The organism is Streptomyces thermoalcalitolerans (assembly GCF_039525155.1).
Classification (GTDB): Bacteria; Actinomycetota; Actinomycetes; order Streptomycetales; family Streptomycetaceae; genus Streptomyces; species Streptomyces thermovulgaris.
Genome location: NZ_BAAAHG010000033.1, coordinates 17562 through 42462 on the forward strand (window position 1 = coordinate 17562; position 24901 = coordinate 42462).

The window sequence follows — 24901 nt, forward strand, 5'->3', positions numbered from 1 at the left end:
CCCGGCAGGGGTATATCTCCGCCTTTCTTCTTTTCTTTGCCTGTCCGTATCTATCCGTAACCCATCCGTGACCCATCCGTACGGATCCGTACGGTTCGCAGAGGAGGACGCGATGACGACCACCGAGGCCGGCGCGGCAGCGCCCTCCGAGGACAACGGGCACGAGACCGTCACGTACGGGTATCACCATCAAAAGGGTGAGCACCTCAAGCGGCTGCGCCGGATCGAGGGCCAGATTCGCGGGTTGCAGCGGATGGTCGACGAGGACGCCTACTGCATCGACATACTCACCCAGGTGTCCGCCTCCACCAAGGCCCTGCAGTCCTTCGCCCTGCAACTGCTGGAGGAACACCTGCGGCACTGCGTCGCCGACGCGGCGGTCAAGGGCGGCTCGGAGATCGATGCGAAGGTGGAGGAGGCCACGAAGGCGATCGGGCGGCTGCTGCGGACCTGAACCGAGCGGATCCGGTCACCGGCCGGTGCCGGCCTCACGCTCCTCGGCCACCCGCAGCACCCTGTCGATGCTTTCCAGACTGAGCCGTTCCTCGGCCGCCGAGGCCGCGATGATCAGGTCTCCGCACAGCTCTATCTCGGCGAGAGCCACGTGGTCCTGAACCGCTCTTCCGCGTGTCAAAGCCACGTGCATCACCTCATTCCCTGCCGTTGCCGGGCTTTTCGGGGTCCCGCCGTCACCGGCCCGCCGCTCGTTCCCGTCCGCCCGGCACGGAGCAGGAGGAGGGGAGAAGAGGCGGGGAGCATGACGACAGGACCCAGGGTAAGGAGCGGTCTACGCGCCGCGCATGGCACGGAAGGGCTAGTTCGCCGGTCATTTCCGGCTGGTCACCCCTGTTTCTCGGCGATCCGTCCGGTGTAGATGTCCTGCGCCCGCGGCAGGGTCACGGTCACCGGGATCCCGAAGGCGTACAGGTGGGTGGTCGAATGGACGGCCACGGCGCGGTTCCGCTGCCCGTTGACGAAGGCGAAGCGCTGGCGGATCTTCCGGATGCGCCCCTGGTCGTCGAGATAGACGTCGAACGGGACCAGGGGCGTGGCGAACCCTTTCGCCGCCGCCTTCAGCGCCACCGCGTCGGCCGCCGAGGCGTTCTTCGCGGCCAGGGCCAGATCGGCGGTGCCCCGGTAGTGCCGTACCGCGACCCCGAAGATCTCGGTCCTGCCGACGAAGATCGCCGTGCGGGTGCCGCGCAGGACCTCGGCGGCGGCGTACGGGTCGGTGGCGCCGCCGGTGACCAGATTGCCGTCGACGAGCGAGGCCGTGTCGATCCGCACCCACTTGTCGGCGGGCACCCCGGCCCCCCGGTTCTTCATGAACAGGGCGCCGGGCGTGAGGATCTCGGTGATCGGCAGATGCTCGGCGGTCCCGGTCGGCTGCTGCGGCAGCACCAGCGTCAGCTGTCCCCGCTGCCCGCGGAAGTCGTAGACCCCCGTGCCGCGGATCTTCACACGGGTCCCGCCGGTGGCCATCTCCATCGACGTACGGGCCTGCGCACTGCCCGCCTCCAGCAGCACGTCCGGCGCCTGGCGCAGGGTCTGCACCGGGTCGGCCACGGCACGCGCGTCCTCGGCGGCGACGTCGGCGCAGCCCGTGACGCACACGCAGACCAGGAGCCCTGCCGCGAGGATCGTGCCCTTCGGCCTCGCTCGCGCGGAGGTGGCCCCTGGCCGCTGCCGCTCCGTCATTGCCTGCCTACCCCCAGCGCTCCGTCCGTCAAGGGCCCCTGTCGTCCGGTCAACGACGGGCGGGCGGCCCCCGTCACGCGCCCACCGGAGCGACAGCCGGCCGCAACGCGCCGTTCACCTGGCGTGGATACGTTCGTCGTCGTGGCGTACTCGGCGTCCTCGGCGTTCTGCGCGGAGCGCGCTCCCGCTCTCGGGCCTTCCGGGGGCCGAAGGGGCCTGGCGCACGGCACGACGACCGTCGAGCAGGGCCGCTTCTGCCTGGCCCGCACGGACGCGGAGGGACACGCGCGCGGCGCGGCTTGGGCGGCGCGCTGCAGCCAGGATGTGCTCCAGCCGGGTGTCTTCAGCCGGAGTGTGCGGCCTCGGGCAGCTCGTCGATCAGGGCGCGGTCGCCGGGCCGGGTCAGCCGGGCGCGGGCCTCGGCCGGGGGAAGCCACAGGACGCGGTCCACTTCCTTGTTGGGCGTGAAACGGCCCGCGACGGCCTCGGCGGCCCAGTAGCGCACGTGTTTGGGGCGGTCGCCCACCCGGTAGGTCACCGTGCTCAGTTCGGTACCGGGGACGGCGCTGTAGCCCGTCTCCTCCGCCACCTCGCGCAGGGCCCCCGCGAGCGGGTCCTCGCCGGGGTCGAGCTTGCCCTTGGGGTGCGACCAGTCGTCGTACTTCGGCCGGTGCACCACGCAGATCTCGAGGGTGCCGTCCGACGGGGAGCGGCGCCACAGCACGCAGCCGGCCGCCAGGACAGGCGCATCGGGGGTGCCGGATGCGTCAGGTGCGTCGGACGCGCCGGGCTTGTTGTTCGAGGAAGTCAACGGTTCCTCACCACCTGTCAGTTGGCGCCGACGGTCTGCTTCTGCCGCGACTGCTGGAAGGCGAACCTGGCCGCCTCCGCCTCGTGCCGCTGATCGGTGTGGAGCACACCGAGCGCATACGCCGCGTCGGCGGGAACGGTGCTCCCGGCCGTGGGGTCCGCCGGGTCAGGGTGCCGCTGTGCCACGCCGGCGCCTCCGGGCGTCAATGAGCATCTCCTGGATGTTGCGCAGGGGCAGGCCGTCCGGATCCGTCGCATGCCGGGTCCATTCGCCGTCCGGGCCGAGGTGCCAGGAGGAGGTGGCGTCGGACATGCCGGCCTCCAGCAGCCGGTTCAGGGCTGCCCGGTGGCCCGGGTCGGTGACCCGGACCAGCGCCTCGATACGGCGGTCGAGGTTGCGGTGCATCATGTCGGCGCTGCCGATCCACACCTCGGGCTCGCCGCCGTTGCCGAAGATGAAGACACGGGAGTGCTCCAGGAAGCGGCCGAGGACCGAGCGGACGCGGATGTTCTCCGACAGGCCGGGCACACCGGGGCGCAGGGCGCAGATGCCGCGCACCCACACGTCGACCGGCACTCCCGCCCGGGACGCGCCGTAGAGGGCGTCGATGACCGTCTCGTCGACCATCGAGTTGACCTTGATGCGGATGAAGGCGGGACGCCCGGCGCGGTGGTGCTGGATCTCCTTGTTGATCCGTGAGACCAGACCGTCGCGCAGGGACTTGGGGGCGACGAGCAGCCGCCGGTAGGTCTCGCGGCGGGAGTAGCCGGAGAGGCGGTTGAAGAGGTCGGAGAGGTCGGCGCCGACCTGCGGGTCGGAGGTGAGCAGGCCGAGGTCCTCGTAGAGGCGGGCCGTCTTGGGGTGGTAGTTGCCGGTGCCGACATGGCTGTAGCGCCTCAGGATCTCGCCCTCCTGACGCACCACCAGGGACAGCTTGCAGTGGGTCTTCAGCCCGACCAGGCCGTAGACGACATGGCAGCCGGCCTCCTCCAGCTTGCGCGCCCACTTGATGTTGGCGTGCTCGTCGAACCGGGCCTTGATCTCGACCAGGACGAGGACCTGCTTGCCGGACTCGGCGGCGTCGATGAGCGCGTCGACGATGGGGGAGTCGCCCGAGGTCCGGTACAGGGTCTGCTTGATGGCGAGGACGTCCGGATCGGCGGCGGCCTGCTCCAGGAAGGCCTGGACGGAGGTGGAGAAGGAGTCGTAGGGGTGGTGCAGCAGCACGTCCCGTTCGCGCAGCACCGCGAAGATGTCGGGCGGCGAGGCGGACTCCACCTCCGCCAGGTCGCGGTGGGTGCGGGCGACGAACTTCGGGTACTTCAGCTCGGGCCGGTCCAGGCTGTGGATCCGGAACAGGCCGGTGAGGTCGAGCGGGCCGGGCAGCGGGTACACCTCGGCCTCGCTGATCTTCAGCTCCCGTACCAGCAGGTCGAGCACGTCGCGGTCGATGGACTCCTCGACCTCCAGGCGGACCGGCGGCCCGAAGCGGCGCCGCATGAGCTCCTTCTCCAGGGCCTGGAGCAGGTTCTCGGCGTCGTCCTCCTCGACCTCCAGGTCCTCGTTGCGGGTGAGCCGGAAGGTGTGGTGCTCCAGGACCTCCATGCCCGGGAACAGCTCCTCCAGGTGGGCGGCGATGACGTCCTCGAGGGGGACGTAGCGGCCCGGGGAGCTCTCCAGGAAGCGGTTCAGCAGCGGCGGCACCTTGACCCGGGCGAAGTGGCGGTGGCCGGTGACCGGGTTGCGGACGACGACGGCCAGGTTCAGGGACAGGCCGGAGATGTACGGGAAGGGGTGCGCGGGGTCGACGGCCAGCGGCGTCAGCACGGGGAAGATGCGGTTCTTGAAGAGCGTGAACAGGCGGGCCTGCTCCTTCTCCGTGAGCTCGTTCCAGCGCACCAGATGAATGCCCTCCTCCGCGAGGGCGGGCGCGACGTCCTCGTGGAAGCAGGCGGCGTGCCGGGCCATGAGTTCACGCGAGCGCGCCCAGATCATCTCCAGCACCTCGCGCGGTTGCAGGCCCGAGGCGGACCGGGTGGCGACCCCGGTGGCGATGCGGCGTTTGAGACCGGCGACCCGGACCATGAAGAACTCGTCCAGGTTGCTGGCGAAGATCGCGAGGAAGTTCGCCCGCTCCAGCAGGGGCGTGCTCGGGTCCTCGGCGAGTTCCAGGACGCGCTCGTTGAAGGCGAGCCAGCTGCGCTCCCGGTCCAGGAAGCGGTCCGCGGGCAACTGTTCGCTCCCAGCCGGCGACTCCGCGTAGCTGTCGAGGTCGGAGTCGAGGTCCGGTGCCAGACCGGAGACCGTGGCCGCCACGGTGCGCGGGCGGTGCGCGGCGATGGAGCCCACGGAGGGCTGAGGGGTGCGCAGGGAGGCGCGGCCCGCGGCGCCTTTCCCGACAGGGGAAGGGTGCGGCTGCGCTGCCTGGGAGTCTTGCTGCCTCATGAACCCATTCTTCCGCGCAGGGCGCGGGACAGTCGCGTCGAGGAGCACGGGCGGGAGCACGACGGCGCGCCCCTGGGGGAGCGGCACGGGCTCGGGCGCGGCGGGCTTCATCGGCCGAGCGTCGCGAGCCCGTCTGAAGCAGCGGTTACGGAGCCATGACCTGCGGGATATCCGGGCGGCGGCTCGCGGGGGACCACCGGTGTCCGGCCCGGCCGGTCGGGTCGACCGGATGCGCTGTCGGTCGACCAGGTGTGCTGCCGGTCGGCCGAGTGTGCGAAAGGCGGTGGCGGCCGCCGATGACTGCCCGCTTCCGGCCATGACACCGGGCCCGCAGCGGACACGGCCCTGCGGACGAAGCCGCACGGGGGGAAAGCCGTACGGGGGAAAGCCGCACCGGCAAAAGCGGACCGGAGTGCCGGTGCCGTGGGGCGGCGCTCCGGTGGCCGGAGATCAGCTCTCCGTGCGGTACATGAGGTCGGTCTCGTACGTCGTGAAGCCCAGCCGTTCGTAGACCGACACGGCCGCCTTGTTGTCGGCGTCCACGTACAGCATCGCCGTCGGCAGCCCCTGCGCGGCCAGATGCCGCAGACCGATCAGGGTGAGGGCCTTGCCGAGGCCGCCGCCCTGGGCACCGGGGCGGACCCCGAGGACGTACACCTCGCCCAGCCGCTCCTCCTGGTGGACCTTGGTCCAGTGGAAGCCGATCAGCCGGCCGTCGCTCTCGCGCTCGGCGAGGAAGAACCCCTGCGGGTCGAACCATGGCTCGGCCTTGCGGTCGTCAAGGTCCCGCTGGGTGAGGGAGCCCTGCTCGGGATGGTGGGCGAACGCCTCGGCGTTCACGGCGAGCCAGGCGGCGTCGTCCTGCCCGGGCACGAAGGTCCGTACCGTCACCCCCTCGGGCAGCACCGGCTCCGGCAGCTCGAAGTCCTTCAACGGCCGCCGCATCTGGCGCAGTTCACGGAACAGGGTCAGCCCGAGGACCTGTGCGAGATGCCGGGCGGAGGAGTGTCCGCCGTGCGCCCACACCCGCAGCCGCTTGCCGGACGCGGTGAGCAGCGCCGCGCCCAGCGCCCGCCCGTGCCCGCGTCCGCGGTGCGCCGGATGCACCACCAGCTCGGCGGCCGGCGCCTCCACCGGGTCGGTGTCCTCCAGCTGTGCGTATCCGACCAGCTCCCCGCCGGCGCGCAGCAGCAGATGCGACACCCCGGCCCGGGCACCGCCGCGCAACTGCAGCCGCCCCTGCTCGGACACCGCCTGCTGCCCGTCGTGCCGGGCGGCCGCCGCCAGCAGCTCGAGCACGGCGTCGACCTCGTCCGGCGAGAGCTCGGTACGGGTCTCGAGGGAGCGGGCGGGGGGTGTGGAGTCGTCGCTGGTCATGGCACGAGGTTAACGCGCCCGCACCCTCCTGTCCGGGTGGTCCGTCCCGGCCCGGCAGCCTGGCAGCGGCCGGGTCTCGGGCCCCGGAGAACGGATGGTGACCGGTGTTCGACCGGCTCAGACGCGGTGCCGGCCGCTCTTCAGCCCGTCGATGAAGGCGGACCAGGAACCGGCCGGGAAGACCAGAGCGGGACCGCCCGGAACCTTGCTGTCACGGACGGGGACGACGCCGGGGAGTCCGTCCGCGACCTCCACGCAGTTGCCACCCTCCTGATTGCTGTAGCTGCTCCTGCGCCACACGACGCCGTGCGGATCGGGACGGGAGATGCGCTGCATGATGGTTGCCCTCCATCACGGACCGGATCATGTCGAGCGACATGAGTGGGGGCAGAGCTGCCGCCCGCAGCCGATCGTAAGTCAGCGCCAAGTGCCTGACATCGTCCGGTTCTTCGATGAGTTGGCCGTAGTGCGCGCCTTCCCTGTACGCGACCTCCGAGCCGTCCGGCAGCGTGAGGAGCGTGAGCGATCCGCCCATCACAGGGTGCTCTCCCTGGTCGAAGGGCAGGACCTGCACGGTGATGGAGGTTTCCTCCGCGTCCCCGAGCAGTCGCTTCAACTGCTCGTGCATCACCGCGTGACCACCGACAGAACGTCTCAGAACCGCCTCGTCCAGAATGACCCACAGGTCCGGCCGGTCAGGCGCACCGAGGCGTTCCTGACGTTCCATGCGGGCGGCGACCCTCTCCTCCAACTGCTCTTCTCCGGTCAGCGTTTGACCGACACTCAGGACTGCTCGTGCGTAGGCCTCGGTCTGCAGCAGGCCCGGCACCACATGGGCCGCGTACTCACGGATGGACACGGCCCTCTCCGCGTACGCCATGAACATCCGTGACCAGTCGGGGAACGCCTCCCGGTACACGTACGGCCACAGGTCGACCAGCAGGTTGTCCGCGTTGAGGGCGACGTCCAGCGCCTGCGCCATGCGCAGGGTCGGTTTTGCCCCGCAGGCGCGTTCGATCTGGGCGATCCGGCTGCTCACCACATGGATCTTCCTGGCGAGTTCGGCCTGGGTCAGTCCGGCGGCCAGACGGAGTCGGCGGACCCGTGAACCGAACAGCGCCGCCATGGACGTACTGGGGTCAATTTCCTTGGCCAAGGCGTCACTTCCGTTTCTTACGAGTTCTTACGAGTTGGGGGGTAAGGCCACGCCATCTTCCGAAAGTAGGGCTCTGGGCCGACTCTTGAGCGCGGAACGTGATGAATCGTGCACGAAGGGTGGACAGGCCGTGCTGACAGGAACGACCGCTCCGGGGGAAGGCGTGGCGCCCAACGCCCGTACGTTTGCCGCGCAGTTCGCCTCCACGACCCGAGGCGCACGGCTGGCCCGGCGTGCTGCCGTGCGGTGCGTGGAGGAGTGGGGACATCCGCCGGAGTCGGACGCGTCGTGCACGGTGGCGCTCATCGTCGGCGAGCTGGCGGCGAACGCGGTGCGGCACGGCCGGGTCCCCGGCCGCGACTTCGCCCTGAGTCTCACCCTCGACGCGACGGCCGGCGTGATCCGCATCGAAGTGGCGGACGCCGCCTCGGACAGACGGCCACCGATGACCGCGCCCTCGTGTCACCCCGACGGGGAGTCGGGCCGTGGCCTGCTCCTGGTGGACGTGCTGGCCAGGAACTGGGGATGGGCACCTCGCCGACCCGTGGGCAAGACGGTCTGGGCGGAGGTGTCCTTGTCCTGACCGGCCTCCCGGCCCGCCCCGGTGCCCCGGTGCCCCGGTGCCCCGGCGGCATGGTCCGCCGGCGCCCGGGAACCCGGAATGCCTGGTGCGGCTTTCCCGGCGGCCTCGCACACGGCATGGCCGGGACGCCGCGCGGTCGGGACATCGCACGGTCGAGCAGACGCGGGCGCCGGTACGGGCCGTCGTTCTGGTCTGGTCCGGACCAATGCGGCGTAGGCAGCCGGTCCTCACACCTCGTGTGTTGTGGTGCGTGTCACAGGGTGCCTACGGTGAGAGCTGCGTGAAGAAGGCCCTGGACCGGCCGAGCGGCGGCGCGGTCGGGGAGCTTCCACACGAGGAAGTGATCCTGGTGCCCATCACCTGGGACGACATCGGTGGGCTCGCCGATGCACATGAACGTTTCCTTTCCGGTGCGCCGATCGAAGCGGACGTACGGAGGCCGGTGCTCGACTCCTGGAAGCGGTGTCGGTTCGCGGGGCTCGAACCGCACCGGACGGCATGCCCCTACGTCCCCGGCCTGGGGCTGGACGACCGGCTCCTGCGGGCCGCCGAGCCGGTGCTGGGGGACCTGGCCGCCTCGCTCGACGAGATGGGGGTGACGGTCGTGCTGTGCGACGGGGAAGGCCGTATGGCCCAGCGCCGCGGGGGCGGCCGGGAGCTCCTCCAGCGCCTCGACAAGGTGGCGTTCGCCCCCGGATGCGATGCCTCCGAATCGGTCTCGGGCACCAACGGTGTGGGCACCGCGCTGAGCGGGCGCCGCCCGTTCTACGTCGTGGGCCGCGAGCACTTCTCCGACTTCCTGGTGCCGTTCGCCTGTGCGGGCGCGCCCGTCCGCGACCCGCTCAGCGGGCGTATCGAGGCCGTTGTCGACCTCACCTGCCTGCGGGAACACGGTGACCCCGCCATGCTGCGCGTGGTCCGCGAAGCCGTTCACGGCATCGAGGCACGGCTGCTGGAGCAGGCCACGGAGCGCGAACGGGCTCTGCTTGCCGCCTACCGGCAGGCATACGACGGCGCGCTCGGATGGTCCTGGCTCGAGCGGACGTCGTCGGGCCGGGAGACCGGATACGAGACCGGATACGCGAACGCGGAGCTCGGCCCGGTCGACCTGGCCCTGTTGCGGGAGAAGGCCGAGGCACTCATCGCCTTCCCGCAGCGCACCCTGGACGAGGTGGTTCTCTCCGACGGGCGGGTCGCCACGCTGCGGTGCCGCCCGGTCACCGCAGCGGCGGGTGAGACCGGAGTGGTCGTCGAGGCCCGTATACGCGGTGGTTCGAGCCCGGTCGCCGCCGGAACGCCGCGTCCGGCGGCGCCGTCCCGGGCATTCCCGGCGGCCGCCGTCCCCCTCCCGTCCGCGCTCCCTCCCGCATCCCCTCTCGTCTCCCCTCCCGTCGCGCCGGAGACGGACGGAACACCTCTGGCCGCCCCGCACACGCCGCCGACCGCGTCCTCTTCGGCGCGCGGGGGCGACGGGCCGCACCCGCGGGCCCGGCCCGGACCGGACGATCGTGACGGCGACGGCCATGGGGGTGACGGCCGTGAGGGCGACGAGCAGAGCGGCGAGGGAGGAGGCTGGCCGCTGCTCGTCGGTGAGACCGGCGTCAGCCGGCTGGCGGTGCAGGCCCGCCGGCGTTTGGAGCTGCTGCACGAGGCCGGCCTGCGCATCGGCAGCACGCTGGACGTCACCCGTACCGCGGAGGAGCTGGCGGAGGTGGCCGTCCCCGGGTTCGCCGACTTCGCCGCCGTCGATCTGCCCGGTGCCGTGCTGGACGGCGAGGAGCCCGAGCCGTTCCACACGGGGACCGTGCTGCGCCGGGTGGCGCTGGGCGCCGTGCACAAGGACTCCTCCCTGTACGACGTCGGTGCGGAGATACGGTTCGCGCCGCTGACGCCGCAGGCCCGCAGTCTGGACAGCCGGCAGCCCGTGCTCGAGCCCGTCCTGGCCGAGGCCGGCGGCTGGCTCACCCAGGACCCGGCGCGGAGTGAGCGGATTCTCGCAGCGGGCATCCACTCCCTGATAGCGGTGCCGCTGCAGGCCCGCGGCGAGACTCTCGGCGTGGTGAGTTTCTACCGCTCCGGCAAGCCGGCCCCCTTCGAGGACGACGATCTGTCCCTGGCCCAGGAGCTGGCCGCCCGCGCGGCGATCTGCATCGACAACGCCCGCCGCTACACGCGCGAGCACAACACCGTTCTCGCCCTGCAGCGCAGCCTGCTGCCTCGGGGGCGGCCCGAGGAGAACGCCGTCGACGTCGCCTTCCGCTACCTGCCCGCACAGACCGGGGTGAGCGGCGACTGGTTCGACGTCATCCCGTTGTCCGGCGCCCGGGTGGCGCTGGTGGTGGGCGACGTGGTCGGCCACGGACTGCACGCCGTCACCACCATGGGCCGGCTGCGCACCGCCGTCCACAACTTCTGCTCCCTGGACCTGCCGGCCGACGACCTCCTCGCCCACCTGGACGACCTGGTGTGCCGGCTCGACCGGGGCGAGGGCTGGATGGTGGAGCCCTCGCACCAGGGCTCCGGGATCATCGGCGCCACGTGTCTGCTCGCCGTGTACGACCCGGTGTCCCGGCGCTGCACCCTCACCCATGCCGGGCACCCCCCGCCCGCGGTGGTCGCTCCCGATGGCACGGTGACGTTCGTCGACCTGCCGCCGGCGCCGCCGCTCGGACTCGGCGGGACGCCCTTCGAGACCGTCGAGCTGGAGCTGGCCGAGGACAGTCGGCTGGTGCTGTACACCGACGGCCTGATCGAGAAACGGTCCCAGGACGTCGACGTCGGTCTGGACGCGCTGCGCACCGTCCTCGCCCGCGCCGCCCGCGCCGACCTCGCTCCGGAGGACACCTGCGAGGCGGTTCTCGGCGCACTGCTCCCGGACCGGCCGGCCGACGACATCGTCCTGCTCGTCGCCCGTACCCATGCGCTCGGCCCGGACCGGGTCGCCCAGTGGGACCTGCCCGAGGACCCGACGGTCGTCTCCCGCTCCCGTGCGGCGGTCACCGCGCAGCTCGCCGACTGGGGACTGGACGAGCTGGCCTTCACCACCGAGCTCGTCGCCAGCGAACTGGTCACCAACGCCCTCCGGCATGCCACCGGCCCGGTCCGGCTGCGGCTGCTCCGCGACCGCGCGCTCGTCTGCGAGGTCTCCGACGGCAGCAGTACGTCCCCCAGGCTGCGCCGCGCCAGGAACGAGGACGAGGGCGGACGCGGGCTCTTCCTCGTCTCCCAGCTCACCGAACGGTGGGGCACCCGCTACACCGCCGACGGAAAGGTCATCTGGACGGAACAGCCCCTGCCGTGACGGCCGTCGGTTGCCGACCGTCGACCGCATGCTGAGCCTTTTGGAACCGTACGGGAACCTTGCCCCACCGAACGCGGCCTCTTCCCTTGCTGCCCCCTTGTTGCGCCTATCGAATATCGATAGATTGTTATCGTTGTTCGATCGGAGGAGGGGCGATGGGAAAGGCGGCGGTGCTCGCCTTGCGGGCCGTGCTCGCGGTGTTGTTCGTCGGTTCGGTCTTCGTCCAGACGGTGATGATGCCTCTGCTGGCCATCGACATGAACGGACTCAAGCCGGAATACGCGCACCTGCGCACCCCGGTCCTCGTGATCATGATTCTGGGCATCACGTCGGCCCAGGTTGTCCTGGTCTGCGTGTGGCGACTGGTGACGATGGTGCGGCGCGGAACGGTGTTCTCCCACGCTGCCTTCCGGTACGTGGACATCGTGACCGGTGCCTTCGCGGCGGCAGCCCTCCTGGTGTTCGCGCTCGCTGTCGTCCTGGCGCCGGGGGAGGCCGTCGCCCCGGGCATCGTCCTTCTGATCTGCGGGGTCAGCCTGGCGGCCCTGGGGGTCGCGCTGATCGTGCTCGTTCTGCGGACGCTGCTCGCCCAGGCCGTCGCGCGTGACGTCGAGGCCGCGCGGATGCGGGCCGAGCTGGCCGGGGTGATCTGATGCCGATCGTCGTCGACATCGACGTGATGCTGGCCAAGCGCAAGATGTCCGTGGGCGAACTCGCGGAACGCGTGGGGATCACCCCCGCCAACCTGGCAGTCCTCAAGAACGGCCGCGCCAAGGCGGTGCGCTTCACGACGCTCGCCGCACTCTGCGAGGCGCTGGACTGCCAGCCCGGGGACCTGCTGCGCTGGGAGCCCGAGAACGCCGCGGACACGGACAGGACACCGGCTGCCAGCGCCGGCAACCGGGGCTGACGCCCGGACGACGCATCGAAGCCTGACAGGCGCACTCTCGGCGAGGCGAGCCCTTCCCCGGCGCCCGGTGCGCGCCGGACGGCCCCCGGGCGACCACGCGGTTGCCTCACTGGGCGGTGGCACGAGCGGCGTCGGCGATGAAGTCGGCGACGACGTCGGGATGCGAGACCATGACGGCGTGCGAGGAGCGGACCTCCTTGGTGCGGGCGCCCGCGCGTTCGGCCATCCAGCGCTGGACGGCGACGGGGATGTTGCGGTCCTCGGAGGTGAGCAGCACCCAGGAGGGGATGGACTTCCAGGCGGTTGCCGCCGGCTTGTCGTCCAGCGCCGAGGCGGCGATCGGACGCTGGGTCGCGGCCATCAACGCGGCCTGCGCGGCGGGGACGTCGGCCGCGAACTGCTCGTGGAACTTGTCCGGCTTGATGACGAGGTCGGTGCCGGTGGACCCGTCGGGCAAGCGGTAGGTGAAGGACGTCACGTTCTCGTTGAGGGTGCTCCCCGGGAACTTCGCGGACAGAGCCGACGCGCTCTCGTTCTTCTCCGGAAGGAACGAGGCGGCGTACACCAGCGCCTTCACATCCGGGTCGCCGGCCGCGGCTTCGGTGATCACAAAGCCGCCGTAGGAGTGGCCGACCAGGACGATCGGTCCTTCGATGGTGTCGAGGACTCCCCTGAGGTAGGCGGCGTCACCCGCGACATCACGCAGCGGGTTGGCGGCGGCCACGACGTTGTATCCGTCGTCCTTGAGGCGCTGGATCACGCCGTTCCAGCTGGAGGAGTCGGCGAAGGCGCCGTGCACGAGGACGACGGTGGGACGCTGCTGTGCCGTCGCGCCGTCCTTGCCCTGTGCCCCGCTGTCCGGGACGGCCGGGGGACCGCCCACCGGCGCTGCCGCCATGATCAGTGCGGTACCGAGGAGCGTCGCCACGCCGACGGACCGTGTGCGTATGCGGCGTGCCCTGCCGTACAGAGGACGAGGCAACTTCATGGCTGTACCTCTTTCAGGGGACGGGCCGGTCGTGCATCAGCCTGAAGGACCAACGCCCGCACGCCTTGCTGGACAGGTCCGTCCGAGTGATGACACAGCGTGGCCGCCAACCGCGACGCATGACCGACGACTCGGTAACCCTGCGTCCCGGAAACACAGTTGCCCCACCCGGAGCACGGCGCGGCCCGGACCCGCCACGACTGCCCGCCGGGACAGGCGTTCCCACGGCCGACATCCGACGAACAGGAAAGTGCCGCTCAAGAAGAACGGACGCGCTGACAACGCTCCTGCGAAACCTCGGTGAGCCCTGCCACGTAGTCGTCGATGATGCGGGCTGCCTCCGCGAACGGCAGATGAAAGAACTCACGGTCCTTGCGGACGCGGTAGTCGGCGAGGAGGGCGTGAACGTCCGCTTCGACACGGTGGGCGTGGTCGACCATCCACGCACCGCGAACACCCCAGGGGATGACCACGCCGGTCGCAGAATTGATCTCCTTGGCCCGGGTCAGAGGATCGCGGTTGGTGTAACCGATCTTGAGCATCTCGGGGGCTTCGCGGGTGGAGAGCACATAGATGAAGCCACGGCCGTCGAGGGAAGCCGGCGTACCGGCGATGAAGTTGCGCAGCCGGTCCGCGAGCCCGGCCTTCTTCAAGGTCGTCGCGGCCTCCTCCGCCGCCTGCCAGTTGGCGTCCCGGAGACAGAGGCGAAGGTGACGGAGCGTACTGGACGCCCGGCGTGCTTCCTTGTAGGACGGATACCCCAGTTGGGCGCACACCGTGAACCAGTCCCACTGCTTCTTGTCGTACGCCCGGGTGAACAGGCCCGTGACCGTCGAGAGGTCGTCGAGCCGGCCGAGAGCCGCATGGTGCCCCTGGGTGAGGGTGGCCAGGACCGTCCGCGCGGCCTCGACACGCTCGCGCTGCACCTCCGGCTTGACCGGAGCCAGCCCGAATCCCCACTTGTGCTCTATCCGCTTGACCTGCCGGCCAGCCTGACCACGCGCCTCCATGCGGCAATGCTAAGCAGCCACGAACAACCCTCCGGACCTGGAGGAAGGGAACAAAGACGACAAAGGCGGCGATGTGCGGCAACTCCGCGCGTACTCCCGGTACACCCGCGCCTTGTTTCCGGCTTTCCTTGACGTGTCCGGAGCGTCATGCAGCCCCTTTGTCGCTCCGAGATCGCCGTGACGATGAAGGTATGGAGGTGTACACCCACGTGCCCCGTCAAAGACCTCGGCGGGAGCTCCAGAAGCTCTGGAAGGCTACGCCAGTGACCTCCGCACTGCGTCGACCAGTGAGGCAGCGCGCACATCATCGCTGCCTCCGATGACACGGTTCATCACATAAGCGAAGGCAATTCCATGTTTCGGATCGGCGAAACCGAGTGATCCCCCACGGCCGGTGTGCCCGAAAGAACTCGGGCCGATCATCGGATTGGCCTTGGTGGGCAGCATGTATCCGGAGCTGAAGCGGCTCGGGACCAGCATGACCTGATCCTTCCCGGCGGCCTGTTCCTCAGTCGCTGATGCAAGGGCGGCCGGGGAGAGCAGGCGTACCCCGTCCACCTCGCCGATCAACGCGGCGTACATGCGCGCAAGCGCACGTGCGGTACCGATCCCGTTGGACGCCGGGAGCTCCGCGGCCTGTACCTCAGGTGAATCGAAGTCGATCTCGGGCGGATCGGTGACCGCGTACGCCCTGTTGCTGAACGAGTCCGGGTCCCGCCAGGCGGCGACCTGTTCACGGAGCTCCTCGGGAACCGACTCGGTGGGCACGGTGGTGAGGTCGACGTCCGGCCGTTGGTGCACCATGCGGCTGACTCGGTCGCGTTCACTCGTCGGCAAGCCGATGAAGAAGTCCAACCTGAGGGGAGCTGCGATCTCGTCGGCGAAGAAGCGCCCCGGCGAGCGGCCGGACACTCGTCGGATCACCTCGCCGACCAGCCAGCCCCAGGTCCGGCCGTGGTACCCGTGCGTCGTGCCCGGAGTCCACAGGGGCCGTTGGGCGGCCAGTGCCTCCGCCATCGGATACCAGGTCAGCGCCTTCCTCAACGGCACTGGCCGATCCAGCGCGACCAGACCGGCCTGATGGGACAGGAGCCAACGCACTGGGATGTCCGCCTTGCCGTTCGCGGCGAACTCCGGCCAGTACTTCGCGACGGGCGCGTCCAGGTCCAGCGCGCCACGCTCGGCCAGTATGTGCGCCGCAGTCGCGGTCGCGCCTTTGGTCGCCGAGTAGACCAGTTGCAGCGTGTCCCGCGTCCAGGGACGACCCGTTTCGGGGTCGGCCACACCACCCCACAGGTCCACCACCGGTCGGCCGTCCCGGTACACGCACACCGCCGCACCGAGGTCTCCGCGCCGGGAGAAGTTCTCCACGAACGCCGCCCGCACCGGCTCGAACCCGGGTGCCACCTCACCGTGGATCGTCGTCATGCCGCCCATCCTGGCAGCCTCATCGCCCTTTTCACCGAGGCGGAGTCATCCTCGGCGCCCAGGCGGTGGCCGTCAAATGGCGACGGACAGTTCCCGCAGACGTTCGCGGAACTCGCAGACAGCAGGAACGGACTTGTGCGATTCCAGCTGTGCGGAGAACTCCTTGAGGCGGTCCAGAGCCCGTATGGAACTGACGTTGTCCTCCAGCAGTCCGGCACCGTAGTGTGCGGCGTCCAGCGCGCCCTCCAGGTCACCGCCGGCAAGCCGGGCCTTTGCCAGGCGGCTGGATCGTACGGCCTTGTCCCGAGGGGCGGCTCTCGTCACGGAGACCTCCAGGGAGCTGGTCGCGCGTTCCACCTGTCCCGAGCGCAACAGGACTTTTCCCTCGGTCGACCTCAGTTGCGCCTCGCCGAACCAGTCGAGCCAGTCGGGGCTATCCTCCGCCTCCTGACGTTCCCAAAGGGACATGGCACGGTTGAGCGCCGTACCGGCCTCACGATGGTCTCCGTTCCGCGAGAGCGCCTCGGCCTTGTGCAAGTGGAGGAAGGTCTGGATACAGGGTGAGAGAGAGCGTGGCGCGTTGTCGATGGCGGTCGAGATGAGGTCGACCCGCTCGGCGGTGTGTCCGGCCTCGGAGACGTGCACGCCCATCTCCGCCAGGACGAACGCGCCGAAGGCATCGTCACCGGCAGTGCGGGCGCTGCGCAGAGCACCGACGTAGTAGCGCTGTCCCGCGGATCGTAGACCGGCGTCGTAGGCCATCCACCCGGTCAGGTGCGCTGTGCGGGCCGCCAGTGCGTACAGCCGGAGCCGGACTCTGTCGGTGCAGCGGCCACCGCGGAGGAGACCGGTGACCAGGGCCAGGTCGCCTCGCGCCTGCTCCAGCAGTCCAGCGCCGCCGAGCTGGTCGTCGAGCGTGCGGAGCGTGCCGATGCGCTGCTCGATCGTCGAGACCATCGTGTCCGTGACCCGGTCGCCGTTGAGTGCCGCGGCCACGGCGGAGGGCGCGTCCACCCAGCTCGCTGCGAGACCCGTCAGGGTGGCGCCCGTGATGGTGAGGAAGCCCCGGCGGTCCACGCGACCACTCCCCACCAGATCGGACAATGCCTCGACGGTACCGGCCTCGGTCCACGGAGCGGTGAGCCCTGTCACCTCCCAGACAGGGAGCCACCGGGGCCATCCTTCCGCGCGTGCCTGCTCATACGGAACGCACAGCAGGTGGGCGAGAACGCGCTGAGCGTCCGCATCAGGCTCCTGACCCTGTTCCCATTTCCACACGGTCGTCCGGTTGGTCGCCAGCGGGATACCGAGCGACCTCCCGTGCTCCTGCATGAGGCGAGCGAATTCTGCTTTCCCCCACCCACGGGTTTGCAGCAGGAAGGTCAGTGGATGAACTGCTAACGGATCATCAGGCATGTCACCCCTCCTGTCATCCCCTCAAGGCGTAGCGGGGAGATTACTTCTCGTATCCGAGCGCGGGGAGGGGTGTTTTCAGGAGAAACCCCCTGGAAACGTTCCGACTTGCGTGTCAGCGCCGTTGACTGGGTGTCAGCCGTCAAGAGCGTCCTGAAAGGGGGCGCTCGCAGAGCGGTTCCTCAGATCGACGGCCCCATTCCCGTGCCCTCGTCGGGGGGTGGAGCCGTCTCCAGCTCCTCGGAGGCGTCCGCCATGTCCATGCTCGTCCACTGGTTCGTCCTCACGGGTACGGAAAAGGAGGTGCCCCAGGTCCGGCGCGAGATCGTCGACAAAGTGCGTGCGTGGGGTGTGCCGCTGGATGAGGGGACAACTGACGCCATTCGCCTGGTCGCCTCCGAACTCATCGCCAACGCCGTGGTCCATGGGAAGGGACCGATCACCGTCGGGTTGCGGTACCGGCCGGGTCGTTTGGCGATCGATGTCCTTGACGGCGATCCGTCGGTTCCGCGGACGGGGCGCGTCCGAGCGGACGACGAGAGCGGGCGAGGTCTGGCATTGGTTGGTCTTCTCGCGGCGTGCTGTGCCTGGAAACCCGTCGGTTCCGGTAAGCGTGTGTGGGCTGAGATCGAGCTGCCCATGGTGGTGCCGGTGACCCGCGCCGCCGTTCCGTGCGGCTTGTCCGCGAAGTGGGCCGAGCAGCAGGTCGTAACCAAGCCCAAGGCCCCGGCACTGGCAGTCGCGTGAGGGGGGGCGATATGCGGTGCGAACGGCTCCGTCTCGGACTGTGATCTGGCGTTCCGACTCACGTGCCGCGACATCGCCCCTGTCACCGGGGAGTCCACCGCCTACGCGCTGTGGGACCGGCACGCGCGGGAAGCTCATGGGGAGTGTCGGCTGTGGTGCAGACACGAGGACATCGAGGTGACGTGTGGACCGGTCTCGTCCGGTCGAGCGATCTGCACGCGGCTCTCTTCTTCTGTCATGTGTGTCTGTACGAACTGAACCAGTGCGTCTGGAGACCGATGTACGCCAGGGCGCGGCTGCCCTGCCGTGGGCGGCCGGGCTGCCTGGTCCTAGGCGTGACGTTGCAGCTGATCGCGTCCACAACGATCGCCGTTCTACGGAAATCCATCTCTTCCACAGCCGTGGGGCGGCCGCGACCTTCCGCCGGATCCCCGGTGGGAGACCCATCAAGGAAGGAGCACGAGATGGAAGAGCACACCGCATCGCCTCCGGCCCGCAGTGGGCTCTTGGTGGCGGTGGAGGAATTGACCGCCGTCCACGACCGGTACGACAGCCTCCGGTCCGACAACGCCGGAAGTTCCGGCGACGCGCCGTGGCCGGGCGGCGACGGCAACCTGCACGACAGCGAGTAGTCACCAAGCGGTGGGGTCGGCGCAACCGGCGTGTCGACCCCACCGTTGTCCGCATCACGTGGTCGAACCCAAGGGAGGACGCAGCGATGGAACATCGATTGATCAGCGCGATCGAGACAGCGCTCGGATGGAGCGGAGCGGAGGAGCTGGGCAAGGGCTTCGTGCGAGGAAACATGGATGACCTCGCACTCGTCTCCCGCCTTCTGACCCCCAATCGCCTGCTCGACATCGCGATGCGCAGGAGCCTGAACCGCCCGCAGTTCCGGTGCTTCCAAAAAGGCGAGGAGGTGCATCCGGCCGTCTATTACACCGACAGCGTCAGCCCTCGGGGCCAGAGCATCCCCATGGTCAACATGCGCAGCCTTGGGAGGCTCCTGCGAGAAGGCGCGACGCTCATCCTCGACCAGGTCAACGTCTTTGATCCGACGATGGAGGTCGCGTGCCGGGCGCTGCAGTGGTGGTCCCACGAACGCGTGCAGGTCAACGCGTACCTGACGACGAACGACGCCGCCGGCTTTCCCTTGCACTGGGACGACCACGATGTCGTGATCGTGCAGCTCGCGGGGGAGAAGGAATGGGAGGTGCGCGCGGCTTCCCGTAAGTTCCCCATGTACCGGGACTCCGACCCCAACAACATCCCAAGCGACGAGATCATCTGGTCCGGCGTGATGAGGACCGGTGATGTCATGCACATCCCCCGAGGGCACTGGCACCAGGCGACCCGGACCGGCAGCGGCTCGGGAAAGAGCCTCCACATCACGTTCGGCATCACCAAACGCACCGGAGCGAGCTGGCTTGCCTGGCTGGCCGACTGGTGCCGTGAACGTGAGATCTTCCGGCACGACCTGGACCGCTGGCACGGCCCCGACAGCAAGCCCCTGATCGATGCCGTCACCGCGCTGGTCGAAGAACGCTCCCCGGCCGACTTTCTGACCATGTACGAGCAGGAGACGACACTGCCACGCCACGTACCGTTCCTTGACATTCTCGGGTCGCTCGACGCCGTGGTGTGCACCACCCACTTTCCTCCCCGGATCCTGGAGAACGGGGAAACCGTCGATGTGGTGGCCGCAGGAAAGAAGCTCACTCTCACGGCCAAGGCCCTGCCCGCGCTGCGGCTGCTGCTGAGCGGCAGGCCAGTCCTCCTGGAGCGAGCCGCGGCCGTCGTCGGGGCCGAAGTGACGGAGCTTGCCGGGATCCTGGTGAAGGAGGAGCTGTGTGCGGTGCTGACACCCGAGTTGTCCTCGGGTTACACCGATCTTGTCACGAACGCCGCGTCCTGACCGGGGCGCTTGATCTCGGTGTCACCGCACTTGACACCAGCACCAACTACCTCGGCTTTCGCTCGCACCAGATCTTGGCGCAGACAGCCGGTGATCTGCTGCCGCAGTTCACGGTCTCCACGAAGGTCGGATACTTCCCGGGGAGGAATGGCGGGGAGCACTCCCTGGATCCTGTACGGCTGCACGCGGCTGTGGAACAGGCGGCCGACGATCTCGGGCGGGAACCTGACCTTGTCTTTCTGCACAATCCGGAACACTCGCTCTGTGCTGCTGCCCCTTACGACCGGGATGTGCTGACACAGGCGTGCACTGTCCTCGACGACGCGGTGAAGAAAGGGCTGTGCGCCGCCTGGGGAGTTGCTTCCTGGGACCCGTCACCGCTGCCGGCCCTGATCGACCCGGCTGCTCCGAAACCGTCGGTTCTCATGGTCCGCGCCGGCCTGCTGGTCGGAGCCAGAACGCTCGATGCCGCTGATGCCCTCATCAAGGTATGGGACCTGGACGACGGTGCGGTGTGGGGGATGAGCCCCTTCGGAGGCAGCGTCGGCGCCCCGGTGTGGGCCAGAATCGACCCGCGTGTCTTTTTACGGGACGGCAGCCGGTTTTCCCATGTGCAGGCAGCCTTCCGGGTTGCCTGTCACCTCCCGCGGGTCGGCTCCGTTGCCGTGGGCACTGACGACCCCGCTCACTTGGGCGAACTCGTCGATGCCCTGACCGGCGAGGTCGAGGAGCGGACCATCCGGGAGTACCGAAAACTCCTTCGCGACCGCTCACGTGCTCAGCCCGCCTGAAGCTCCTCGACGACCTGCTCGGCCATGTACCGGGCGGGTCCCAGCCGAGGGTCTTCCGGGTGCGCGTACGGCCCGAGGATCTTCGAGCAGACGAACAACGTCATCAGCTTGCCGTCCCGGCTCTCGAAGTCGCACCGACGTTCCTGCCGTACACGATCGGCCAGAGCGGAGACGGCAAGCGAACTCGCCCACAGCGAGGCGGAGTCCAGCCCCTGCGGTGCGTTTCCCCAGTCCTCCCAGTCGAAGAGGCTGAACACCGGAGCGGTCACGTTGGCCCAGTTCAGGTCCGCGTGGGCCGGCACCCATCGTTGGACGGTCGTGTCGAAGTCACCGGGGAAGACACTCCGGATGGACTCGGTGACCAGTTCCTGTGTGATGGTGTCGGTGTCCGGTGTGGCGACCCGCCTCGTTTTATGAGCCGTCAGCGAGTCCAGCGAGGCGTTCAACGCCTTCCACCACTCATCCGGCAGCTCCGGGTCCTCACTCAAGACGGCGTTTCCGACGGGAGCGGCCGGCAGGAGGTCGGTTTCGTCGGCCCGCCACATCACTGGTTCGTTCGCGTCCCGCCAGACCACACATCCCTGCCATGCTGGCTGGACGACCCCTTCCAGGTGGGCGGCACACTCGGTGCCATTCCAGCCCTGTTCGGTGATCTTGCAGAGCGAGCGCCGCTCGATCCGGACCCAGGTATCGCGGTTCGTCCGGGCTCCCACGGACCGGCGCTTGCGCACCATCGTGTCCGGGAGCAGGCGCACCTGGAGAGATCGCTCGACGCGATCGAGAACCTCATCAATCGGCTGCACCCGTAAATCAGCAGCCAAGTCCGTCGAGACCGAGAACGGCATACGGGTGACCGTAGCAGTGGGACGACCCCTTAACCGCATCCATTACTTCTTCAGTGTCTGCATGGTCGTCGACCCGGACGGATGCAGGACTGGCAAGGAGCGAGATCGTGGTCACCCTCGCACCACAGGCGCTGATCAGCGTCCACGACGACGCTACGGCTACGTGCCACGTTGTCGGTCAGTGAACGGAGTCGCTGTGCGACCTGGTGGCCATTGGTGAAGGGGCCAGCTTATCGGCGCAAGCGAACCGGATGAACCCGGCATGAAGAAGGCGACGAGCTGAGCCACGATCACCGCCGTGCTCACTGCGATCACTGATGTGTGCGGACAGAGCCTTTCCCGCCCTGATTTCGGACACCAGTCGGGTTTTACGTTTCCAGCACGGTCATCGTCGTTGTCTCTCTGGCGCCGTACTTCGCTTTCAAGTGCCGACAGTGGCTCTGATTGCGCACACTTCTGCGTGTTCGTCGTCAGCCGGGCTCTGGGAGCCGGTTCCTGAGACGACTCCCAAAAGAAAGGGGGACATGCAACGAATCAGGTCCGGTACTGGCTCCTCAGTACCGGACCTGACCTGTGCCGGGGAGCGGGATGTGAACCCATGGCCTCTTCGCTTCGAATGAAGCTCGGTTTGGGCGTCTGCCAGTTTCGATGATGTTTCCGCAGGTCAGATGGGTGGGCTCGGTCGATGTTGCGGGCTTGGGGGGCTCGAGGAGCAGGTTGGCTCCCGAAGAGTTCCCAGGAGGGGGAAAGCCCTGTCATCAGTGCCGTACCAAGCAATGTTTGTTCTGCCTGTACGGTTAGGGCATGGATGCCAGCGGTCGGCCGACTCTTGACGAGATCGAGGAGCGCTTTGTCGAACTCGTCGAGGGGCGGCTGTCCCGGGACGAGGCCGACCGCTGGGCAGCGAGGTGGGTGGCGGAGGACGGGATCGTCTGGGACGACCTCTCTTGGTGGGCGCTGAACTGTCTCCACGGAATCGATCTCCCCGCGGGCGAGAGTGGCGGCTACCTGCACGACGGCGAACAGCTACGGGCGTGGCTTGCTGAACTGAAGGAGCGCCGAGCAAGGTGAAGAGGGGTGCGGCATCGTCTCGAAGTCCCGGTTGTTGCCAGGGTGTGCGCATGGCTGAACGAGTGCGGGCACGGAAGACCGACGACGAGTGGAGCCGAAGGCTGCTGCGGATCATTCCCATGGGCACCTGGTCGGCGATGACCTGGCGGCGTGTGCAGAGGGTGCTGCTGTCCGCGCAGGACAAGCCTGTGGCGAAGGCCGCCGAGGTGCCGTTCATCGGGGGGACCGGGTCCGAGATGTGATCCACACCTTCGGCACCGGTGGCTTCGACTCGCTCTGCCCCACGTACAAGGCGGCCGGTTCAGGAGCTTCATCCTCCCCGAGCGAGGGAGATCAAGAAGATCACCCAGCCCCGACCGCGTGACGTCAGGCGCCGAAGCCGTCCTCACCCTGGAGCGACAACGCTGAAGAAACTCAGTGTCTGAGCCCAGGCCAGTCGCAGCGTGGCCGGCTTCTGGGCCTGCTTGCTGGTGGGCGTGAGCGTGTTGCGGGCTGTAGCTTCCGGAGGCCGGGTTCTGAACGCGGCTCCCGGACGCTCTCCGAAATCACCCAGGGGCCTGACCACTCAGCGGGTCAGGCCCCTGGCCTGTGTCGGGGTGGCGGGATTTGAACCCACGACCTCTTCGTCCCGAACGAAGCGCGCTGCCAAGCTGCGCCACACCCCGGTGTCGCCGCTCGCGGCGGCGACGACGTTTACTTTAGCCCACTGGCGGCCGGAGACGAAATCCGGTTTGGGCGGGGTGGCGGCGGCCGGCGTCGGCAGGGTGCCGTTCAGGGGGATACGGGGGCTACTCCCGGCTCACCAGGGTCAGCAGCGTCGCCTCCGGAGGGCAGGCGAAGCGGACCGGGGTGTAGCGGTTGGTGCCGCAGCCGGCCGAGACGTGGAGGTAGGAGGTGCGGCCCTCGGCGGTGTGGGTGGACAGGCCCTTCACCCGGTCGGTGTCCAGGTCGCAGTTGGTGACCAGGGCGCCGTAGAAGGGGATGCAGAGCTGGCCGCCGTGGGTGTGGCCGGCCAGGATCAGGGGGTAGGCGTCGGCCGTGAAGGCGTCCAGGACGCGCAGGTACGGGGCGTGGACCACGCCCATGGAGAAGTCCGCCGTGTTGGAGGGGCCGCCCGCGACCTGTGCGTAGCGGTCCCGCTTGATGTGGGGGTCGTCCAGGCCGGTCAGCTCCACCGTGACGCCCTCGATCTTGAGGATGCCGCGCGTGTTCGTCAGGTTGAGCCAGCCGGCCTCGTCGAAGCCGTCGCGCAGGTCTTCCCACGGGTTGTGGACGGCGCCCACGACGGGCGGGTTGCCGTTCAGGCCGTGGCGGCCGGTCGCCCTCTCCACCAGGTAGCGGGCGGGGTTGCGCAGCTTGGGGCCGTAGTAGTCGTTGGAGCCGAAGACGTACGCGCCGGGGAACTCCATCAGGGGGCCGAGGGCGTCGAGGACCTCCGGTACGCCCTCCGGGTCCGACAGGTTGTCGCCTGTGTTGATCACGAAGTCGGGGCGCAGGCCGGCCAGGGAGCGCAGCCAGCGCTGCTTCTTGCGCTGGCCGCTGACCATGTGGATGTCGGAGATGTGCAGGACGCGCAGGGGGCGCATGCCCGGGGGCAGGACCGGGACCGTCACCCGCCTCAGGCGGAAGGAGCGGGCCTCGAAGCCCGCCGAGTAGAGGAGGCCGGCGGCCGCAACCGCCGTGATGCCCAGGGGAATTCTGTATCGCGCGCGCATGCGGTCATCGTCTCAGGCTCCCGCCCCGCGGCGAAATCGGAGGCGGCCCGCCCCAGGCCGGTCCGTGGGCCCGGTCCGGCATCCGCTTACCGGCACGTCCCGCATCCGGCGTACCGGCACGTCCCGCATCCGGCGTACCGGCGCGCCCCGGGAATTGACGCGCGGGGATGTGACCACAGCTGCGACAATCACCTCCATGACCACGCTCAAGTCGAAGCTGCACGATGACCTCAACACCGCGATCAAGGAGCGCGACGAGCTCCGCTCCGCGACGCTCCGGCTGACGCTTGCCGCGATCACCAAGGAGGAGGTCGCGGGCAAGGAGAAGCGCGAGCTCTCCGACGACGAGGTCCTCAAGGTGATCGTCCGGGAGGCCAAGAAGCGCCGGGAGGCGGCCGAGGCCTTCGCGCAGGGCGGTCGTCCGGAGGCGGCCGAGCGGGAGAGGGCCGAGGGCGAGGTGCTGGCCGCCTATCTGCCCAAGCAGCTGTCCGACGAGGAGCTGACCGCGATCGTCGCCGAGGCCATCGAGGAGGCCAAGGCGGCCGGTGCCGAGGGGCCGCGGGCCATGGGAGCGGTCATGAAGATCGTGGGCCCCAAGATCGCGGGGCGGGCCGAGGGAGGCCGGGTCGCCGCCGTGGTCAAGAAGATGCTGGCGGGCTGATCAGCGGCCGGCCACTGAACGGCACAGGGGGCGCCG

26 protein-coding genes and 1 tRNA gene are annotated in these 24901 nt (G+C 69.2%); 12 read left to right on the top strand and 15 right to left on the bottom strand.

Annotation, left to right across the window (positions count from 1 at the left end; genetic code table 11):
- Window positions 1-112 precede the first annotated feature (112 nt).
- Window positions 113-454, top strand: coding sequence for a metal-sensitive transcriptional regulator (locus ABD224_RS18760; protein ID WP_344051292.1), 342 nt, complete (start codon window positions 113-115; stop codon window positions 452-454).
- Between the two features lie 15 nt (window positions 455-469).
- Here ABD224_RS18760 and ABD224_RS18765 read toward each other — a convergent pair whose 3' ends face one another.
- The 8 genes from ABD224_RS18765 to ABD224_RS18800 all read right to left on the bottom strand — a co-directional run bounded on the left by ABD224_RS18765 (window position 470) and on the right by ABD224_RS18800 (window position 7457).
- On the bottom strand, window positions 470-640 hold the full coding sequence (locus ABD224_RS18765) for a hypothetical protein (protein ID WP_344051405.1): 171 nt from the start codon (window positions 638-640) through the stop codon (window positions 470-472).
- Between the two features lie 200 nt (window positions 641-840).
- Window positions 841-1698, bottom strand: coding sequence for an SCO4651 family lipoprotein (locus ABD224_RS18770; RefSeq protein ID WP_344051294.1), 858 nt, complete (start codon window positions 1696-1698; stop codon window positions 841-843).
- A 343-nt stretch (window positions 1699-2041) separates the two neighbouring features.
- Complete coding sequence (locus ABD224_RS18775; protein ID WP_425581005.1) at window positions 2042-2509, bottom strand: NUDIX hydrolase; 468 nt, start codon at window positions 2507-2509, stop codon at window positions 2042-2044.
- Between the two features lie 17 nt (window positions 2510-2526).
- Complete coding sequence (locus ABD224_RS18780; protein ID WP_344051407.1) at window positions 2527-2694, bottom strand: hypothetical protein; 168 nt, start codon at window positions 2692-2694, stop codon at window positions 2527-2529.
- Window positions 2675-5065 (bottom strand): RNA degradosome polyphosphate kinase, encoded by a 2391-nt coding sequence (locus tag ABD224_RS18785; RefSeq protein ID WP_425581006.1) that lies wholly within the window; start codon window positions 5063-5065, stop codon window positions 2675-2677. The genes ABD224_RS18780 and ABD224_RS18785 overlap by 20 nt, the downstream gene beginning before the upstream one ends.
- 339 nt (window positions 5066-5404) lie before the next feature.
- A complete protein-coding gene (gene mshD, locus ABD224_RS18790; RefSeq protein ID WP_344051299.1) occupies window positions 5405-6331 on the bottom strand; it encodes a mycothiol synthase in 927 nt (308 codons plus the stop codon).
- Window positions 6332-6448: 117 nt separating this feature from the next.
- Entirely contained in the window at window positions 6449-6631 is a 183-nt protein-coding gene (locus tag ABD224_RS18795; protein WP_344051302.1) for a DUF397 domain-containing protein, read from the bottom strand.
- A complete protein-coding gene (locus tag ABD224_RS18800) occupies window positions 6543-7457 on the bottom strand; it encodes a helix-turn-helix domain-containing protein (protein ID WP_344051397.1) in 915 nt (304 codons plus the stop codon). The genes ABD224_RS18795 and ABD224_RS18800 overlap by 89 nt, the downstream gene beginning before the upstream one ends.
- A 160-nt stretch (window positions 7458-7617) precedes the next feature.
- On the opposite strand from ABD224_RS18800, the gene ABD224_RS18805 reads away from it, so the two are divergent.
- The 4 genes from ABD224_RS18805 to ABD224_RS18820 all read left to right on the top strand — a co-directional run bounded on the left by ABD224_RS18805 (window position 7618) and on the right by ABD224_RS18820 (window position 12281).
- Window positions 7618-8070, top strand: coding sequence for an ATP-binding protein (locus tag ABD224_RS18805; RefSeq protein ID WP_425581007.1), 453 nt, complete (start codon window positions 7618-7620; stop codon window positions 8068-8070).
- 280 nt (window positions 8071-8350) lie between these two features.
- On the top strand, window positions 8351-11371 hold the full coding sequence (locus ABD224_RS18810; protein ID WP_344051304.1) for a SpoIIE family protein phosphatase: 3021 nt from the start codon (window positions 8351-8353) through the stop codon (window positions 11369-11371).
- Between the two features lie 155 nt (window positions 11372-11526).
- Entirely contained in the window at window positions 11527-12024 is a 498-nt protein-coding gene (locus ABD224_RS18815) for a DUF2975 domain-containing protein (RefSeq protein ID WP_344051306.1), read from the top strand.
- Window positions 12024-12281, top strand: coding sequence for a helix-turn-helix domain-containing protein (locus tag ABD224_RS18820; protein ID WP_344051308.1), 258 nt, complete (start codon window positions 12024-12026; stop codon window positions 12279-12281). The genes ABD224_RS18815 and ABD224_RS18820 overlap by 1 nt, the downstream gene beginning before the upstream one ends.
- A gap of 106 nt (window positions 12282-12387) precedes the next feature.
- On the opposite strand, the gene ABD224_RS18825 is transcribed toward ABD224_RS18820, so the two are convergent.
- The 4 genes from ABD224_RS18825 to ABD224_RS18840 all read right to left on the bottom strand — a co-directional run bounded on the left by ABD224_RS18825 (window position 12388) and on the right by ABD224_RS18840 (window position 17123).
- Entirely contained in the window at window positions 12388-13269 is an 882-nt protein-coding gene (locus ABD224_RS18825; RefSeq protein ID WP_344051310.1) for an alpha/beta fold hydrolase, read from the bottom strand.
- A 257-nt stretch (window positions 13270-13526) separates the two neighbouring features.
- Window positions 13527-14279, bottom strand: coding sequence for a GIY-YIG nuclease family protein (locus ABD224_RS18830; protein ID WP_344051312.1), 753 nt, complete (start codon window positions 14277-14279; stop codon window positions 13527-13529).
- Window positions 14280-14534: 255 nt separating this feature from the next.
- Window positions 14535-15707, bottom strand: a complete 1173-nt coding sequence (locus ABD224_RS18835; protein ID WP_344051401.1) for a serine hydrolase domain-containing protein — start codon at window positions 15705-15707, stop codon at window positions 14535-14537.
- A 72-nt stretch (window positions 15708-15779) separates the two neighbouring features.
- The gene (locus tag ABD224_RS18840) at window positions 15780-17123 is read right to left on the bottom strand and encodes an NsdA family TPR-like regulatory protein (RefSeq protein ID WP_344051314.1); all 1344 of its coding nucleotides are present in this window, start codon (window positions 17121-17123) and stop codon (window positions 15780-15782) included.
- A 252-nt stretch (window positions 17124-17375) separates the two neighbouring features.
- Between ABD224_RS18840 and ABD224_RS18845 the strand changes: the two genes are divergently transcribed.
- From ABD224_RS18845 to ABD224_RS18860, 4 genes are all read left to right on the top strand, one after another.
- Entirely contained in the window at window positions 17376-17867 is a 492-nt protein-coding gene (locus ABD224_RS18845) for an ATP-binding protein (RefSeq protein ID WP_344051316.1), read from the top strand.
- 464 nt (window positions 17868-18331) lie between these two features.
- Window positions 18332-18499: a hypothetical protein gene (locus tag ABD224_RS18850; RefSeq protein WP_344051318.1), complete on the top strand. Its 168-nt coding sequence runs from the start codon at window positions 18332-18334 to the stop codon at window positions 18497-18499.
- An 86-nt stretch (window positions 18500-18585) separates the two neighbouring features.
- Window positions 18586-19782 carry a JmjC domain-containing protein gene (locus ABD224_RS18855; protein WP_344051321.1) on the top strand — a complete coding sequence of 399 codons (1197 nt, stop codon included), beginning with the start codon at window positions 18586-18588 and terminating at the stop codon, window positions 19780-19782.
- Window positions 19716-20573 carry an aldo/keto reductase gene (locus tag ABD224_RS18860; protein ID WP_344051323.1) on the top strand — a complete coding sequence of 286 codons (858 nt, stop codon included), beginning with the start codon at window positions 19716-19718 and terminating at the stop codon, window positions 20571-20573. Before ABD224_RS18855 ends, ABD224_RS18860 begins: the two co-directional genes overlap by 67 nt.
- On the opposite strand, the gene ABD224_RS18865 is transcribed toward ABD224_RS18860, so the two are convergent.
- Window positions 20561-21418 (bottom strand): hypothetical protein, encoded by an 858-nt coding sequence (locus ABD224_RS18865; RefSeq protein ID WP_344051325.1) that lies wholly within the window; start codon window positions 21416-21418, stop codon window positions 20561-20563. The genes ABD224_RS18860 and ABD224_RS18865 overlap by 13 nt on opposite strands.
- An 804-nt stretch (window positions 21419-22222) precedes the next feature.
- Here ABD224_RS18865 and ABD224_RS18870 point away from each other — a divergent pair.
- Window positions 22223-22489: a hypothetical protein gene (locus ABD224_RS18870; RefSeq protein ID WP_344051327.1), complete on the top strand. Its 267-nt coding sequence runs from the start codon at window positions 22223-22225 to the stop codon at window positions 22487-22489.
- Between the two features lie 50 nt (window positions 22490-22539).
- Window positions 22540-22731, top strand: coding sequence for a hypothetical protein (locus ABD224_RS18875; RefSeq protein WP_344051329.1), 192 nt, complete (start codon window positions 22540-22542; stop codon window positions 22729-22731).
- 349 nt (window positions 22732-23080) lie between these two features.
- Here ABD224_RS18875 and ABD224_RS18880 read toward each other — a convergent pair.
- Both ABD224_RS18880 and ABD224_RS18885 read right to left on the bottom strand, forming a co-directional pair.
- A tRNA-Pro gene (locus ABD224_RS18880) sits at window positions 23081-23154 on the bottom strand.
- Between the two features lie 123 nt (window positions 23155-23277).
- Window positions 23278-24204 (bottom strand): metallophosphoesterase, encoded by a 927-nt coding sequence (locus tag ABD224_RS18885; protein WP_344051332.1) that lies wholly within the window; start codon window positions 24202-24204, stop codon window positions 23278-23280.
- Between the two features lie 196 nt (window positions 24205-24400).
- On the opposite strand from ABD224_RS18885, the gene ABD224_RS18890 reads away from it, so the two are divergent.
- Window positions 24401-24865, top strand: coding sequence for a GatB/YqeY domain-containing protein (locus ABD224_RS18890; protein ID WP_344051334.1), 465 nt, complete (start codon window positions 24401-24403; stop codon window positions 24863-24865).
- Window positions 24866-24901: the final 36 nt, after the last annotated feature.

Excerpts from the sequence above, each read along its gene's own strand:
- ABD224_RS18760 (WP_344051292.1), top strand. The coding sequence starts at position 113 with ATGACGACCACCGAGGCCGGCGCGGCAGCGCCCTCCGAGGACAACGGG.
- ABD224_RS18770 (WP_344051294.1), bottom strand. The coding sequence starts at position 1,698 with ATGACGGAGCGGCAGCGGCCAGGGGCCACCTCCGCGCGAGCGAGGCCG.
- ABD224_RS18785 (WP_425581006.1), bottom strand. The coding sequence starts at position 5,065 with ATGAAGCCCGCCGCGCCCGAGCCCGTGCCGCTCCCCCAGGGGCGCGCC.
- mshD (WP_344051299.1), bottom strand. The coding sequence starts at position 6,331 with ATGACCAGCGACGACTCCACACCCCCCGCCCGCTCCCTCGAGACCCGT.
- ABD224_RS18800 (WP_344051397.1), bottom strand. The coding sequence starts at position 7,457 with ATGGCGGCGCTGTTCGGTTCACGGGTCCGCCGACTCCGTCTGGCCGCC.
- ABD224_RS18815 (WP_344051306.1), top strand. The coding sequence starts at position 11,527 with ATGGGAAAGGCGGCGGTGCTCGCCTTGCGGGCCGTGCTCGCGGTGTTG.
- ABD224_RS18820 (WP_344051308.1), top strand. The coding sequence starts at position 12,024 with ATGCCGATCGTCGTCGACATCGACGTGATGCTGGCCAAGCGCAAGATG.
- ABD224_RS18825 (WP_344051310.1), bottom strand. The coding sequence starts at position 13,269 with ATGAAGTTGCCTCGTCCTCTGTACGGCAGGGCACGCCGCATACGCACA.
- ABD224_RS18830 (WP_344051312.1), bottom strand. The coding sequence starts at position 14,279 with ATGGAGGCGCGTGGTCAGGCTGGCCGGCAGGTCAAGCGGATAGAGCAC.
- ABD224_RS18835 (WP_344051401.1), bottom strand. The coding sequence starts at position 15,707 with ATGACGACGATCCACGGTGAGGTGGCACCCGGGTTCGAGCCGGTGCGG.
- ABD224_RS18840 (WP_344051314.1), bottom strand. The coding sequence starts at position 17,123 with ATGCCTGATGATCCGTTAGCAGTTCATCCACTGACCTTCCTGCTGCAA.
- ABD224_RS18845 (WP_344051316.1), top strand. The coding sequence starts at position 17,376 with ATGTCCATGCTCGTCCACTGGTTCGTCCTCACGGGTACGGAAAAGGAG.
- ABD224_RS18850 (WP_344051318.1), top strand. The coding sequence starts at position 18,332 with ATGGAAGAGCACACCGCATCGCCTCCGGCCCGCAGTGGGCTCTTGGTG.
- ABD224_RS18855 (WP_344051321.1), top strand. The coding sequence starts at position 18,586 with ATGGAACATCGATTGATCAGCGCGATCGAGACAGCGCTCGGATGGAGC.
- ABD224_RS18865 (WP_344051325.1), bottom strand. The coding sequence starts at position 21,418 with ATGCCGTTCTCGGTCTCGACGGACTTGGCTGCTGATTTACGGGTGCAG.
- ABD224_RS18870 (WP_344051327.1), top strand. The coding sequence starts at position 22,223 with ATGGATGCCAGCGGTCGGCCGACTCTTGACGAGATCGAGGAGCGCTTT.
- ABD224_RS18875 (WP_344051329.1), top strand. The coding sequence starts at position 22,540 with ATGGCTGAACGAGTGCGGGCACGGAAGACCGACGACGAGTGGAGCCGA.
- ABD224_RS18885 (WP_344051332.1), bottom strand. The coding sequence starts at position 24,204 with ATGCGCGCGCGATACAGAATTCCCCTGGGCATCACGGCGGTTGCGGCC.
- ABD224_RS18890 (WP_344051334.1), top strand. The coding sequence starts at position 24,401 with ATGACCACGCTCAAGTCGAAGCTGCACGATGACCTCAACACCGCGATC.